Origin of the sequence: Roseateles subflavus (genome assembly GCF_030285365.1) — a bacterium.
Classification (GTDB): Bacteria; Pseudomonadota; Gammaproteobacteria; order Burkholderiales; family Burkholderiaceae_C; genus Roseateles_B; species Roseateles_B subflavus.
In genome coordinates this window covers 475,394-489,812 of record NZ_JASVDS010000003.1, presented here as the reverse complement: position 1 = coordinate 489,812, position 14,419 = coordinate 475,394, and the positions used below count along the sequence as shown (strand labels likewise).

Sequence of the window (14,419 nt, the reverse complement as noted above, 5' to 3'; positions counted from 1 at the left end):
ACCTCGCCGCCAGCGCATCGTCAACGACACCCGCACTCGCCATGACCATGAACAAGAAAGAGATCGCCCACCTCGAGTCCATCAATGCCTTCTACGAAAAGGGGGACTACATGGATCGCCTCATGATCGAGCGCGAGATGGAGATCATTGCCCGGTACGCGAAGCCCAATGCCAGCGCACTGGAAGTCGGCTGTGGCGACGGCTATTCCACCGAACGGCTGCTGCCGATCTTCCCGACGATGGAGGTGGTGGAGCCCTCGACCAAGAACATCGAGCTGCTGCACCGCCGTCTCCCCGGCCTTCCCGTGCACAACGCGCTGCTGGAGGACTTCCAGACCGAGAAGCGCTATGACCGCATCCTGTTCCTGAACGTCATCGAGCACGTCGAGGATCCGGTGGCCTCGCTGGTCCAGCTGAGCCGCCTGCTGCGCGATGAAGGCCTCATCTTCATCACCGCCCCGAACTGCATGTCGCTGAACCGCCGTGCGGGTTTCCAGATGGGCCTGCTGCCCACCTACGAGCAGATGGCCCCGAAGGACATCGAGGTGGGCCACCGCCGCCTGTACACCGTCGACATGATGCGCGACCACTGCGAGCAGGCCGGCCTGAAGGTGCTGGAGATGAAGGGCCTGTATCTCAAGCCGCTGTCCGAGCGGCAGATGATCGAGCTGGGCGATGCCGCCGTGCGAGCCTTCCATCAGCTGGGCGAGGACACGCCGCAGTACTGCGCCAGCCTGCTCGCCATTGCCACCAAGAAATACTACTGAGCGCCCATGTTCGAGTGGATCAAGCATGGAAAGATCTTCGACCCGCGTGACTACCCGGGTCGCTGGTGGCTGCATGAGTTCGCGCAGGCGCCCGCCACACTGATTCTCCCGGACGTGGTGCGGGTCTACTTCTCCTGCCGCCCGGCGCCGGACCCCCAGGGGAGCTACGTCAGCCACACGGCCTTCGTCGACCTCGATCGCCACGACCTGCGCAAGATCGTCCGCCTCGCCGACGAGCCCATCCTGCCGCTGGGCACCCGCGGCACCTTTGACGAGTTCGGCGTCTACCCGGTCTCCGTCATCGCCCGGGAGGACCGCCTGTACGCCTACTACGGCGGCTGGACGCGCTGCGAGTCCATTCCCTTCACGGTGTCCGTCGGCATCGCGCAGAGCCTGGATGGCGGCGTCACCTTCGAGCGCCTGGGCCCCGGCCCCCTGATCACCAGCGACGTCCACGAGCCCTTCGTCATCAGCGGGCCCAAGATCCGGCACTTCAACGGCCAGTGGCATCTCTGGTACGTCGCCGGCACCAAGTGGCACCGCATCGACGGGCGCGTCGAGGCCGTCTACAAGATCCGGCATGCGGTGTCGGACGACGGGCTGGCGTGGCAGCGGGACCACCGGGACCTGCTGCCCGATGTGCTCGAGGCCGACGAGTGCCAGGCCAGCCCCGACGTCATCGAGTGGGGCGGCCGCTATCACATGTTCTTCTGCTTCAAGCACAGCGTGAACTTCCGGGACAACGCGCGCGGCTACCGCATCGGCTATGCCTGGTCCGAGGACCTGGTGCACTGGCACCGCGACGACTCGATGGCCGGCTTGAATTTCTCCGAGGAAGGCTGGGACAGCGAGTCTGCCGGTTATCCGCATGTCTTCGAGCTGGACGGCCAACTCCACATGCTCTACATCGGCAACCAGTTCGGGCGGCACGGATTCGGCCTGGCCACCGCGCGCAGCCCAAGCCCATGAACTCACTCCCCGTCAATCACTGGTCCTGCTCATGAGCGCTCGCTGGAAAAAGCTCGGGAAGATCTACGATCCCCACCGCCATCCCTTGCCCTTCGCACCGGTCGGCTTCGCCCAGTCCCCGCAGGCCCTGGTCCTGCAGGACCGCGTCCGGGTCTACTTCTCCGCGCGTGCCCAGGACGACCTGGGCAAGTTCGTGAGTCACGTCGGCTATGCCGATTTCAGCCTCGACTTCAGCAGGCTGCTGGGCGTGTCCCAGGCGCCGGCCATCGAGCTGGGCGGGCTGGGCACCTTCGATGAACACGGGATCTTCCCGTTCAACGTCCTGCGGGACGGCGACCGCGTCCTGGCGTTCACGACGGGCTGGAACCGCCGCAAGTCCGTGCCGACGGACGCCGCCATCGGCCGGGCGGTCAGCACCGACGACGGCCTCACCTTCCAGAAGTGCGGGGCCGGGCCGGTGCTCGCCCCGGGGCTGCACGAGCCCTTCCTGGTGGGCGACGCCTTCGTGCTGCGCGCCGGCGGCGTGCTGAAGATGTGGTACATCCATGGCACCCGGTGGATGGACAACCCCGACCGGCAGGAGGCGGAGCGCGTCTACAAGATCGCGCAGGCCACCTCCACCGACGACGGCATGAGCTGGAAGCGCGACGGGCGGCAGATCATCGCCGACCGCCTGGGCGACGACGAATGCCAGGCGCTGCCGACCGTCATCGAGCACGAAGGCCGCTACCACATGGTCTTCTGCTATCGCGAGGCCACCGATTTCCGCAGCAATCCCGCCCGGGCCTATCGACTGGGCCATGCCTGGTCGACTGACCTCGTCAACTGGACCCGGGACGATTCACAGTGGGCGCTGGATCGCTCGGAGGACGGCTGGGATTCCGAGATGATCTGCTACCCCCACCTGTGCCGGGTCGGCGACCAGATCTACCTGCTCTACAACGGCAACAAATTCGGGCGCGACGGATTCGGCGTGGCCCGCCTGGAGACGTGAATGAACATTCAGGGCAAATTCCTGACGCTGCGGGCCATCGAGGAGGCGGACCTCCCCTTCCTGCACCAATGGGCCAACGACCCGGTGACGCAGGACGCCATCGGTGAGCTGCACTTCCCCAGCTCCATGAACTTCCACCGGGCCTGGTTCGAGAACCTCAAGTCCGACAAGCTGAACCAGCGCTTCATGGTGTGCACCCCCGAAGGCATCCCCATCGGCATCTCGAGCATCGTCCAGATCGACTGGCGCAACCGCCACGCCTGGCACGGCCTGGTCATCGGCGACGGCTCGCACCGTGGCAAGGGCTATGGCGTCGACGCCGTGATGGCGACCATGCGCTACGCCTTCGAGGAGCTCAACCTCATGCGCCTGGATGGCGGCATGATCGAGTACAACGCGGCCTCGATCGCCATGTACTGCGGGCGCAAGCTGGGGTGGAAAGAGGAAGGTCGCAAGCGGAACTACTTCTTCCGCAAGGGCCGCTACTGGGACCAGATCGTGGTGGGCGTGACGCAGTCCGACTACCAGCAGGTGCTGGAACAGACCCACTACTGGGAGGCATGAGCCCGATGGCCCAACAAGACAATCGCCGCGACTACAACGCGGAAATGGCGGATTCCCATCTTCCGGAGAATTCGCGCTACTCCTACGGCTTCGACTACGACGTCATGCACCCCTACATGGTGCGCTCGTTCGAACCCTTCTTCCGCAAGGGCAGCCTGCTCGAGCTGGGTTGCGCCAAGGGCGATCTCACCCGCCGGCTGCGCCCCCATTTCGACGACGTCACCTGTGTCGAGGCCGCCGATGATGCCCTGGCCGTCGCGCGGGAGCGTCTGGGCGCCGACGTGACGCTGGTGCCCGGCCTGTTCGAGGACGTCCAGCTGCCTCGCCGCTACGACAACATCGTCATGACGCATGTGCTGGAGCATCTGGACGATCCCGTCCGCGTCCTGCGCCGCGTGAACGAGGAATGGCTCGCGCCGGGCGGCCGCTTCTTCCTGGCCTGCCCGAACGCCAATGCCCCGTCGCGCCAGATCGCCGTCAAGATGGGCCTGATCTCGCACAACAGCGCGGTCACGCCCGCCGAGGCCGAGCACGGCCACCGCTGCACCTACGCGCTGGACACGCTCGAGCGCGACGCCACGGCCGCCGGCCTGCGGGTGGTGCATCGCTCCGGCATCTTCTTCAAGGCCCTGGCGAACTTCCAGTGGGACCGCCTGCTGAAGACCGACATCATCAGCCCCGCCTACCTGGACGGCTGCTACGCCCTCGGCCAGCAGTACCCCGACCTGTGCTCGACGATCTATCTCGTCTGCGAATCCAGCCGTTGAAGACCGCGCACTGATGCGAGACGTCACCATCATCGGTGGCGGCTTCTCGGGGACCGCCCTCGCCGCCCATCTGCTCGAGCAGCTGCCGGGCGGTGCCCGCCTGCGGCTGCTCAATGCGGGCGCGCCGCTGGCCCGTGGCCTGGCCTACGGCACGCAGTCCCCGCTGCACCTGCTCAATGTGCCCGCGGCCCGCATGGCCTGGCATCCCGAGCGTCCGACGGACTTCGTCGACTGGCTCCGGGCCCAGGGGCGCCCGGCCGCCGAGAAGTCCTTCGTCCCCCGCTCCTGGTATGGCGAGTACCTGGGCGCCCGCCTGCAGGAGGCCGTGCGGCGCCGCCCGGACGTGGCCTGGGAGCACCAGGTCGCCCGCATCACGCGCCTGGCGCCGCACGCGGGCGGCTGGACGCTGTTCGACGCGCAGGGCGCGCGCGCCGAGTCGCAGGACGTGGTCCTGGCCCTCGGGCACTTCGCCCCCGCGGATCCGCACCCGGATCTGGCGGCCCTGGCCTCGCCCCGCTATGTCCGCGATCCCTGGGAACCCGACGCGTGCGCCGGCCTCGACCGGGACGCGCCCGTGGCCATCATCGGGGCGGGATTGACCATGCTGGACCTGCTCGTCAGCCTGGACCACGCCGGGCATCGCGGGCCGGTGCTGTGCCTGTCTCGCCGGGGCATCGCGCCCCTGCCGCACCGGGACAACGAACTCCAGCCCCCGGCCTACGACACGCCGGACGACTGGCTGTCCGGGTCCGACGTGCGCGCCTGGGTGCGAGCGCTGCGCGACGCAGCCCGTCAGCTCCAGGCGCCGCAGGACTGGCGTGATCTCTGGGTGGCGATGCGCGCCCGCACGCCGGCTCTGTGGCAGCGCCTGCCCCTGCCGGAGCGGCGCCGCTTCCTGCGGCACCTGCAGGTCTACTGGGACGTGCACCGTCACCGCGCCGCGCCGAGCGCCATGGCCACCGTGCAGCGCCTGCAGGCCGAGGGCCGGCTGCGCCTCCAGGCCGGCCGGCTCCAGGGCGTGCAGGATGCGGGTGCCGAGCTGGCGCTGCAGTGGAAGCCGCGCGGCCAGGACGCCCTGCAGACGCTCGCCGTCCGGCGGATCTTCAACTGCACGGGGCCCAGCAGCCGCCTGTCCCAGGACCGGAGCGGGCTCTTCCCGGCCCTGGCCGCCGACGGCCGCCTGCTGCCCTGCCCGCTCGGTCTCGGCCTGCTGACCGACGCCGACTATCATTTGCTCGACGCACAAGGCCGCCCCCAGCGCGGCCTGCGCTACGTCGGGCCGCTGCTGCGTGCCCAGCATTGGGAGGCCACGGCCGTCCCCGAGCTGCGCCAGCATGCGCTCCACCTGGCACGTGCCCTGGCCCGGGGCCACGCGCCTGCCGACTGAACCTCACCCTGCGGACACTCCCCCATGGCCCTCTCCCATTCCCTGATCCAGCTCCTGATCTCGCTGCGACGCCAGAAGTTCATCGGTGCGGGTGAACCCATCCGCATGCTGGAGTTCGGTGAGCAGAACTGGTTCTACGACGTGGTGCCGGCCGAGCTGCTCATCCTCATCGACGAGTTCCAGGACGTGCCGGCCGAGCGGCGCCAGGCCCTCAAGGCCGAGCTGCAGCAGATCCTCGACACCAAGCCCCCGACCGAGCCTTTCGACATCTGCAAGGTGTTCTACAAGCTGGTCTTCAACTACGAGGACTACACGGCCGTCGACCTCCATGGCACGCCCCAGGCGCTCAGCCTGGACCTGAACGAGCCGCTGGGCCTGCCGCCGCACAGCTGGGATGTGGTGACCAACATCGGGACGACCGAGCACGTCTTCAACCAGTACCAGGCCTTCAAGTCCCTGCACGAGCTGACGAAGCCCGGGGGGGTGATCATGCATTCGCTGCCCAACCAGGGCTGCTTCGATCACGGCTTCTTCAACTACCACCCGACCTTCTTCTACGACCTGGCCGAGGCCAACCGCTACGAGATCGTCGCCCTGGTCTACGCCGACTGCAGCAAGCACCCGCACCAGCTCAAGCAGCTGGGCAGCCAGGCCGACTACGTGCGCCTGGCCGTCTCCCACCAGCTGTCGGCCTACTCCGGCATCTTCTGCGTCTACCGCACGCCCACCGACGCGCAGGCCTTCAAGGTGCCGCGCCAGGGCTACTACGACAACCGGCTGCCGCCGGAGCTGCAGCAGGCCTGGCAGAACCTCGCTCGCTGAGCGGTAACTGCCCGCGCGCCGGTGCCGTCAGCGGCCCCGCGCGTCCAGCAGGCTCAGCAGCTGCTGCAGACAGGTCTCCTCGTCCAGCACGCCGGTGTCCAGGCGCAGGTCGGGCGCCTCGGGCGCCTCATAGCGGGCATCGATGCCGGTGAAGCCCCTCAACTCGCCGGCGCGGGCCTTGCGGTACAGGCCCTTCGGATCGCGGGCTTCGCAGACGGCCAGCGGCGTCGCAACATGCACCTCCAGAAAGCGCGCCGGCCCGACGATCTCGCGGGCCATGGCGCGATCGCGCACGAGCGGCGAGATCAGGGCCCCGATGACCGTGACGCCGGCCGCATTCATCAGCCGCGCGACTTCCGCCACGCGGCGGATGTTCTCCCGGCGGTCGTCCTCGCTGAAGCCGAGGTCGCGGCACAGGCCCGTGCGCAGCACATCGCCGTCGAGCACGCTGCAGGGCACGCCCCGCTGACGCAGGGCTTCGTCCAGCCGGCGGGACAGCGTGGACTTGCCGGCACCGGAGAGGCCGGTCAGCCAGATCGTCTGGGGCAGCGGCGAGGGCAGGCCCGGGCGGCCGTCCGGGAAGGCTTGATCGGTCATGGTGCGCGTGTCAGGAAAGAGGGGCCGGGCTCGCCACCCCGGCTTGCGAGCACGCGGTGGACCCTCGGCGACCCCGCATCGTAAACGCTGCGATGCACGTGCCGGCCGTGCGCGTGCGAGGTGTCGCTCCGTGAGCGGCCCCTGGCGGATGCCGTCGCAAGCGCCGGGCCCAAACGCCGCGCGCCAACGCCGGGTGCCATCACCGGACGCGAGCGCCGGCTCGCCCGCTCAGCGCACCAGCAGCGCACCCGAGGTGCGGTTGCTCGTGGGGTCGACGACGATCAGCGCGCCGGCGACGCGGTTCTCGGTGTACGCGGCCAGGGGCAGCGGGGCCTGCAGCTCGACCACGACGTGGCCGATCTCGTTCACGGCCAGCTCGTGGGCCTCGGTCTCGGCCAGGGTGTGGATGTCCAGGCGGTGCTCGATGGCGCTGATGCGCGCCTGCACCCAGCGGTTGCCGTGGCGCACCCAGTACTTGCGGCCGATCTGGGCGGCCTCGGTATCCAGCCAGGCCAGCGTGGCTTCGAACTGCTGGCGCGGCGCGGCGCTGCCGGGGGCGACGATCCAGTCGCCGCGGCTCACGTCCACCTGGCGGTCGAAGACCAGGCCCGCGGACTCGCCGGCCACGGCATGCGCCACCGTCTCGCCGGCGCGGCGGACCTCGGCAATGATCGCCTTGACGCCGCTGGGCAGCACCTCGACCTCACCGCCGGCCTTCACCTGGCCCTGCGCGATGCGGCCCCAGAAGGTGCGCGGCTGGTAGCCCGTGCCTTCGCCTTCCTTGCTCACGTACTGCACCGGCTGCTGCAGCGGACCCTCGACCGTCTCCTGCGCCGTGGGCAGGCTTTCCAGCACCTGCAGCAGGGAGGGGCCGTGGTACCAGGGGGCGTCCAGGGGCTGGGTGACGTTGTCGCCGTTCAGGGCCGAGACGGGCACGATGGCCGTCACGGTGATGCCGGCTTCCTCGGCAAAGCGGCGCAGCGCGGCGCTGACCTTGGCGAAGCCCTCGCCCGCGGCCTCGGGGGCCAGGGCGTCGATCTTGTTGACGGCGAACACGATGCTGGGCACGCGCAGCAGGTGGGCCAGCAGGCTGTGGCGGCGGGTCTGCGGCAGCAGCGGCACCTCGGCCTGCGTGAGGTCCAGCTTGGTGATGTCCACCAGCACCACGGCGGCATCGCTGCCCGCGGCGGCGGTGACCATGTTGCGGGTGTACTGCTCGTGGCCCGGGGCGTCGGCAATGATGAACTTGCGCGCCTTGGTGGCGAAGTAGCGGTAGGCCACGTCGATGGTGATGCCCTGCTCGCGCTCGGCCTCCAGGCCGTCGGTCAGCAGGGAGAGGTCGATGGGCTGGCCGGCGGCGCGGCGCTCCAGGGTGTCCAGCTGGTCGGCCAGGATGGCGCGGCTGTCAAACAGCAGGCGGCCGATCAGGGTGCTCTTGCCGTCGTCCACGCTGCCCGCGGTCAGGAAGCGCAGGGCGCGGTGCTGGGTGTCCACGTCCTGCTGGTGGACCGTCTCGAAGTGGGGAACTGCACTCATGGCTTGCTCAATCTGCTGTCTGTATTCACCGAGTGAAGCCCGTGGATCCGGCTTTGCCGGGCCATCGGGCTTGCCCCCTTGAGGGGGCGCGCGAAGCGCGTAGGGGGTGGGCTTAGAAGTAGCCCTCTTTCTTGCGGCGCTCCATCGAAGCGTCGGACGTGCGATCGTCCATGCGCGTGGCGCCACGTTCGCTCACCGTCACCGTGAGGGTCTCGGCCACGATGTCGGCGGCGCTGGCCGCATCGCTCTCCACCGGGCAGGTGCAGGTCATGTCGCCCACGGTGCGGAAGCGCACGGTGGCGGTCTCGACCGTCTCGCCGGCCTCGGGCGGGGTCACCTCGGTCAGCGGCACCAGCAGGCCCTTGCGGCGGATCACCTGGCGCTCATGGGCGTAGTAGAGCTGCGGCAGCGGGATGTTCTCGCGCTGGATGTAGAGCCACACATCGAGCTCGGTCCAGTTGCTGATGGGGAAGGCGCGGAAGTGCTCGCCCGGGCGGATGCGGGTGTTGAACAGGTTCCACAGCTCGGGGCGCTGCTCCTTGGGCTGCCATTGGCCGAAGCTGTCGCGGTGGCTGAAGATGCGCTCCTTGGCGCGCGCCTTCTCCTCGTCGCGGCGGGCCCCGCCGATCAGCACGTCGAAGCGGTGCTCCTCGATGGTCTCCAGCAGCGTCACGGTCTGGTGGCCGTTGCGCGACTCCAGCGGATGCGCCAGGCGGATCGTGCCCTTCTTGATGGAGTCCTCCAGGTGCCCGACCACCAGGCGCTCGCCCATCTCGGCCACGCGGCGGTCGCGGAACTCGATCACCTCGGGGAAGTTGTGGCCGGTGTCCACGTGCACGAGGGGGAAGGGCAGCTTGCCCTTGAACTCGTTGCCCGAGACGCGCTGCTTGAAGGCCTTCTCGGCGAGGCGCAGGACCACGCAGGAGTCCTTGCCGCTGGAGAACAGCAGGCCCGGGCGCTCGAAGGCGGCGGCGACCTCGCGCAGGATGAAGATGGCCTCTTCCTCGAGGTGATTGAGATGGGAGTGACTGATCATGGCGCCCGCATTTTGACAGGCACGCCCCCACCGCCCCACGGGCCACTGCCGGGCGATCGGCCGGCTCGCCCGCGGACGCGGCAGGCCCGGTCCCCTGTTTCATTCCGATACCTTCAGCGCTACATTCGAGCAACGTTTCGGTTGGATAGTGAGAACCCTGCCTCTCCCGACTCTCCGGAGCCTTCCATGCCCCTGCAGCTTCGACACCTCAGCGGTGATCGGCCTGGCGACCTGGCCATCGTCGATGCCGTGCTGCGCAGCCACCCGACCTTCGGGCGTCGGTCGCTGTACCACCCCACCGACGCAGCGCTCTTCATGCGCAGCGCCTCGATGCCCTGTACCCCGGAGCAGCTGCAGGTGTTTGCGGTGGTGAAGCGTGGCAAGGTGTGTGGGGTCGCCAAAGTCCTGTTGCATGTGCCTGACGCGCGAACGGCACTGCTGGACCTGCTGATGATCCAGGCCGACGCCACCGGCCAGGGGCTGGGCAGCGAGGCGCTCGAGCATCTCAGCGTGAAGGCCCGCCGCTGGACCGGGATCAACCGATGGCAGCTGATGGTGCTGGACTGTCACACCCGGGCCCAGGCCTTCTGGCGGGCGCAGGGCTTCCAGCTCACCCGCATCGCCCTGGAGGCCGAAGGCCCTGAGGGCCGCGGCCAGGGAGCGACCGTCCACTGGATGGAACGCCCGCTGCGGCGTCCCTCGAGCGCCCGCTCGCAGCCGCCGTGCCGCAGCACCGGCCGCGGAAGCGTCCTGGCGCCACAGCGGCCGCAATGAGGGCCGTCGGCGCCTAGGCGCGGCCCAGCAGGCCGACGGTCCGCAGGATGAGCGCGAGATCCGACCGCATCGTGCGCGTCTGGATGTAGGCCGCCGACAGCCGCAGTTTCTGCGGCAGGATCTCCTCCACATACGCCCGCTCCGGGTCAGCCGCGGCGGCCAGGCGCTCGCTCTCGTCCCGGAAGGCGACCGACGCCGGGTCTGTGATGCCCGGGCGCACGGACAGCACGATGTCCCGCAGGTCCGCCGGGTACAGCGCCACATAGCGCGGCACCTCGGGGCGCGGCCCCACGAGGCTCATCGCGCCGCGCAGGACGTCCCACAGCTGGGGCAGCTCGTCGACCTTGCTGCGGCGGATGAAACGACCCGAGCGCGTGATGCGCGGGTCCTCGCCGATGGTGATCTGCGGCCCGAGCGCCGGCGCATCCACGCGCATGCTGCGGAACTTGTGGATGAAGAAGGTCCTGCCGAAGCGCCCCACCCGCTCCTGGCGGAACATCACCGGTCCCGGCGAGTCCCATTGGATCCACAGCGCCACCAGCAGCAGCAGCGGCGAGAGCAGCAGCAAGCCCAGCCCGGAAGCCAGGATGTCGAACAGGCGTTTGGCCATTCCCGGCGCCCTGCCCTCAGCGCAACGCGATCTCGCGCACGGCGGCGATCACGCGCTGCACGTCGGCATCCGTCATGGCCGTGTACAGCGGGATGCTGAACGTGCGCTCGTAGGCCTTCTGCGAATGCGGGAACTGCTCGGGCGTGAGCTGGTAGCGCTCGCGCCAGTAGGGCTGGAGATGCAGGGGGATGTAGTGCACGCTGCAGCCGATGCCGCGGGCGAACATCTGCTCGATGAAGGCATCGCGCTCGACGGCGCATTCATCGGCCAGGCGCAGCACGTAGAGATGCCAGGAGTGCGTGTCGCCCTCCACCGGCTGCGGCGGCAGGATCAGGGGCAGGTCGGCGAAGGCCTCGTGGTAGGCCTGGGCGATCTGCTCGCGGCGGGCCTGGAAGCCCTTCAGGCGCTTGAGCTGGTGCAGCCCGAGCGCGGCGGCGATGTCCGTCAGGTTGTACTTGAAGCCCGGCGCCACGATCTCGTAATACCAGCTCGGCACCTTGGCGGTGAAGCGGTCGAAGGCGTCGCGGTTGATGCCGTGCAGGCGCATCACCTTGGCGCGCGCCGCGATCTTGGGGTTGCGGGTGACGAGCATGCCGCCCTCGCCCGTCGTCATGGTCTTGTTGGCGTAGAAGCTGAACACCGTCGCGTCGCTGCCCATGGTGCCGATCAGCTCCTTCTCGAGCGTGGTGGGCAGGGCATGCGCCGCGTCCTCGACCACGCGCAGGCCGTGCCGGCGGGCGATGTCGAGGATGGTGAGCATGTCGGCCGCGAGGCCCGCGTAGTGCACCGGCACGATGGCCTTGGTGCGGGGCGTGATGGCCGCCTCGATCAGCGCGGGGTCGATGTTGAGGGTGGCCGGATCGATGTCCACCAGCACCACGTCGGCACCGAGGTAGCGGACCACCTCCGCCGTCGCGGTGAAGGTGTGGGTCGTGGTGATGACCTCGTCCCCCGGGCCGACGCCGATGGCCTCCAGCGCCAGGTGCAGGCCGGCCGTGGCCGAGTTGACGGCGATGCACTCGATCTCGGGCTCACCCAGGAACTCGGTGAAGGCCTGCTCGAACTTGCGCGCCTTGGGCCCGGTCGTCACCCAGCCGGAGCGCAGCGTGTCCACGACCTCGGCGATCTCCTCCTCGCCGATCTCGGGCAGGGCGAAGGGCAGGAAGGGCAGGTCGGAACCCTGGGGAGCGGACATGGTGACGGGCTTTCTATCGGAAACGGGATCGAACGGGATTGTCGGCGAGCGGGCTCAGGGTGCACCCACCGAGCGCAAGGCGTCGATGAAGCGCTGTGCGAGCACCGGGTAGGTGTGCTGCGCCAGCACGAAGGCACGGCCGCGCTCGCCCATGGCAGCACGCTCCTCGGGGCGCAGCGCCAGCAGGCGGCGGACCCCCTCGGCCACGGCGGCCGGGTCTTCGGGCGGCACGGTGAGCCCGGCGCCGGCCTCCGCGACGGGGTCATTGCCCGCCTCCACCGAATGCAGCACCACGCGCCGGGCCATCAGGTAGTCCATCAGCTTGTTCGGCGCGATGCCGAAGCGGTAGATGGGCGTGCGCTGCCAGCCGATGTAGGCGATGTCGAACAGCGCCAGCAGCGCGGGAATCTGCCGCTTCGGGATGGGCGGGAAGAAGCGCACATGGCGCAGCCCGGCGGCGTCGGCGCGCGCCTGCAGGCGCGCACGCTCGTGGCCATCGCCCACCAGGACCACGGACACCGGCGCGGACTGCAGCTGCGCGGCGGCGTCCAGCAGCACGTCCAGCGCATTGGGCAGCCCCATGGAGCCGGCGTAGCCGAGCACCTGGCGGCCCGCGGCGCGCTCGGTGGCGATGTGCGCGGCGATGGCGGCGTCCACGGGTTCCTGGCGCGATTCGTCCCACTCGTCCAGCGTGATGCCGTTGGGCACGATGTGCAGCTTCGCGAGGTCCAGCCCGTGCGCGGCCATGTGCTGCTGCACCTTGGGCAGCATGGACACCACGAGGTCGGCGTCGCGGTAGGCGTCGTTCTCGGCCTTCTGGCACAGCAGGGCGAAGGGATGGCGCGGCGACATGCCGGAGAGCTCGATGGGCGACAGCGGCCAGAGGTCGTGCACCTCGTAGACCAGCTTCGCCTTCGCGGCGCGCGCCACGCGGCGGGCCACCCACACGTCCATCGGGTAGGTGCTGGAGGCGATCACGGCGTCCGGCTGGAAGTCGCGGGCGAGGATGTCGGCATCCCGCCAGACCTGCCGGCAGAAGGACGCGATGTTGCGCACGCGGCCGAGGCCGTTGCCCTCGTAGGCCGGCGTCGGGTACCAGCAGTACGAGACGCCCTCGATGTGCTGCGGCCCCACGCGCGGCTGCGTGCTGCGCACATGCGAGTGCGAGGCCGCGAGGATGAGCACCTGGTGCCCGGCCCGCACCCATTCGCGGGCCAGGTAGAAGGGACGGTATTCCATGCCGTGCTCGGGCGAGCCGGCGTAGTGGTTGATCAGGAGAATGCGCATGGGAGCAGGATCAGGACGACTCAGGGGCGCGGCGCATCCAGCGCCTGCAGACGATCGACGAAACGGCGCACGGCCGGCGGGAAGAGCGCGTGGCGGGCCACCCAGTCGCGGTTGACGGCGCCCACGGCCTCGCCCTCGGCGAGCAGCGCCTCGAGCCGCGCCAGCAGCGCCGGGGCCTTCGCCTCTTCACCGTCGGCCAGGACGAGGCCTCGCTGGCCCTCGGCCAGCAGCTCGTGATTGGCGGGCAGCTCGGACAGCAGCGGCAGGCACTCGTGCGCCAGGGCCTCCAGCACCGAGACCGACACCGAGTCGCTCGCCGGCAGGCTCAGGAACCAGCGGGCGCGGGCATACAGCGCGCCCTGCGCCTTGGCGTCCAGCCGGCCGACGAACTCGATGCGCCCGGCCAGTCCCAGCGATCTTGCCTGGGCCTCCAGCGCCGGGCGCAGGCTGCCGTCGTTCGCGACGACCAGCCGTGCCTCGGGCTTCAATGCCGCCACCGCCGCGAAGGTCGCCAGCACGCGCTCGGGGCGGTAGATCGGCTCCAGGCCGCGGTTGCTGTAGAAGAGCCACGGCTGCTTGCGCACGTTCTGCTTCGGCAGGGACTCCAGGCCGAAGGGGAAGGTCATGACCTCGCGGGCGCCCAGCGCGCGCATGCGATCGCTCATGTGCCGGGAGTCCGAGGTGCACAGCGTGCAGGACGCCAGGACCTGGGTGGTCAGCCAGCGGTAGGCCCAGCCGCGCTCCGGCGTCACGAGGATGTCGCTGCCCCAGGCCGAACCGACGATCTTCGCGCGCAGCCGCCAGCCGCGGCGCGCCGCCCAGGCGAGCGTGCCGTGCGAGGTGAGGTAGTGCGGATGCAGCCAGTCGGCATCGACCTCGGCCAGCCAGCGCCCGAGCCGCGGCAGCGTCCTGAGCACGGCGATGTTGCCGCCGCCATGGCGCGGGTCCGTGCCCAGCACCAGGCGGCGCTCGGGCGGCACGAGGGCCTCGAAGTCCGCGGTGAAGCCGCGCGAGGAGGCCGCGAACAGCGTCAGGCCAGGCACCGCCGCCAGGGCCCTCGCCCACTTGAGCAGATGCGGGCTTTCGCCATCGCCAATCAGGACCAGCTTCACGC

15 protein-coding genes are annotated in these 14,419 nt (G+C 69.6%); 8 read left to right on the top strand and 7 right to left on the bottom strand.

Features of this window, described 5'->3' with window-relative positions; genetic code table 11:
• The first annotated feature begins 47 nt into the window (after positions 1–47).
• The 7 genes from QRD43_RS13190 to QRD43_RS13160 are packed head-to-tail and all read left to right on the top strand — an operon-like array spanning position 48 to position 6,270.
• Positions 48–767 carry a class I SAM-dependent methyltransferase gene (locus QRD43_RS13190; protein ID WP_285982932.1) on the top strand — a complete coding sequence of 240 codons (720 nt, stop codon included), beginning with the start codon at positions 48–50 and terminating at the stop codon, positions 765–767.
• A 6-nt stretch (positions 768–773) separates the two neighbouring features.
• Positions 774–1,736: a glycoside hydrolase family protein gene (locus QRD43_RS13185; RefSeq protein WP_285982931.1), complete on the top strand. Its 963-nt coding sequence runs from the start codon at positions 774–776 to the stop codon at positions 1,734–1,736.
• Positions 1,737–1,767: 31 nt separating this feature from the next.
• On the top strand, positions 1,768–2,730 hold the full coding sequence (locus QRD43_RS13180; protein WP_285982930.1) for a glycoside hydrolase family protein: 963 nt from the start codon (positions 1,768–1,770) through the stop codon (positions 2,728–2,730).
• On the top strand, positions 2,731–3,294 hold the full coding sequence (locus tag QRD43_RS13175) for a GNAT family N-acetyltransferase (protein ID WP_285982929.1): 564 nt from the start codon (positions 2,731–2,733) through the stop codon (positions 3,292–3,294). It abuts the gene before it with no gap.
• Between the two features lie 5 nt (positions 3,295–3,299).
• Complete coding sequence (locus QRD43_RS13170) at positions 3,300–4,061, top strand: class I SAM-dependent methyltransferase (protein WP_285982928.1); 762 nt, start codon at positions 3,300–3,302, stop codon at positions 4,059–4,061.
• Positions 4,062–4,074: 13 nt separating this feature from the next.
• Positions 4,075–5,448 (top strand): FAD/NAD(P)-binding protein, encoded by a 1,374-nt coding sequence (locus QRD43_RS13165; protein ID WP_285982927.1) that lies wholly within the window; start codon positions 4,075–4,077, stop codon positions 5,446–5,448.
• 24 nt (positions 5,449–5,472) lie between these two features.
• Positions 5,473–6,270 carry a class I SAM-dependent methyltransferase gene (locus QRD43_RS13160; RefSeq protein WP_285982926.1) on the top strand — a complete coding sequence of 266 codons (798 nt, stop codon included), beginning with the start codon at positions 5,473–5,475 and terminating at the stop codon, positions 6,268–6,270.
• A gap of 27 nt (positions 6,271–6,297) precedes the next feature.
• On the opposite strand, the gene cysC is transcribed toward QRD43_RS13160, so the two are convergent.
• The 3 genes from cysC to cysD all read right to left on the bottom strand — a co-directional run bounded on the left by cysC (position 6,298) and on the right by cysD (position 9,439).
• Entirely contained in the window at positions 6,298–6,867 is a 570-nt protein-coding gene (gene cysC / locus QRD43_RS13155) for an adenylyl-sulfate kinase (protein ID WP_285982925.1), read from the bottom strand.
• Positions 6,868–7,095: 228 nt separating this feature from the next.
• Entirely contained in the window at positions 7,096–8,403 is a 1,308-nt protein-coding gene (locus tag QRD43_RS13150) for a sulfate adenylyltransferase subunit 1 (RefSeq protein WP_285982924.1), read from the bottom strand.
• A 112-nt stretch (positions 8,404–8,515) separates the two neighbouring features.
• On the bottom strand, positions 8,516–9,439 hold the full coding sequence (gene cysD / locus QRD43_RS13145) for a sulfate adenylyltransferase subunit CysD (protein WP_285982923.1): 924 nt from the start codon (positions 9,437–9,439) through the stop codon (positions 8,516–8,518).
• Positions 9,440–9,625: 186 nt separating this feature from the next.
• On the opposite strand from cysD, the gene QRD43_RS13140 reads away from it, so the two are divergent.
• Complete coding sequence (locus tag QRD43_RS13140; protein WP_285982922.1) at positions 9,626–10,213, top strand: GNAT family N-acetyltransferase; 588 nt, start codon at positions 9,626–9,628, stop codon at positions 10,211–10,213.
• A 13-nt stretch (positions 10,214–10,226) separates the two neighbouring features.
• Here the strand turns inward: QRD43_RS13140 and QRD43_RS13135 are convergent, their stop codons facing one another.
• The 4 genes from QRD43_RS13135 to QRD43_RS13120 are packed head-to-tail and all read right to left on the bottom strand — an operon-like array spanning position 10,227 to position 14,417.
• Positions 10,227–10,823 (bottom strand): sugar transferase, encoded by a 597-nt coding sequence (locus QRD43_RS13135; RefSeq protein ID WP_285982921.1) that lies wholly within the window; start codon positions 10,821–10,823, stop codon positions 10,227–10,229.
• A gap of 16 nt (positions 10,824–10,839) precedes the next feature.
• Positions 10,840–12,018 (bottom strand): DegT/DnrJ/EryC1/StrS family aminotransferase, encoded by a 1,179-nt coding sequence (locus QRD43_RS13130; RefSeq protein WP_285982920.1) that lies wholly within the window; start codon positions 12,016–12,018, stop codon positions 10,840–10,842.
• Positions 12,019–12,072: 54 nt separating this feature from the next.
• On the bottom strand, positions 12,073–13,305 hold the full coding sequence (locus tag QRD43_RS13125) for a glycosyltransferase family 4 protein (RefSeq protein ID WP_285982919.1): 1,233 nt from the start codon (positions 13,303–13,305) through the stop codon (positions 12,073–12,075).
• A gap of 20 nt (positions 13,306–13,325) precedes the next feature.
• Positions 13,326–14,417 (bottom strand): glycosyltransferase, encoded by a 1,092-nt coding sequence (locus tag QRD43_RS13120; RefSeq protein ID WP_285982918.1) that lies wholly within the window; start codon positions 14,415–14,417, stop codon positions 13,326–13,328.
• Positions 14,418–14,419: the final 2 nt, after the last annotated feature.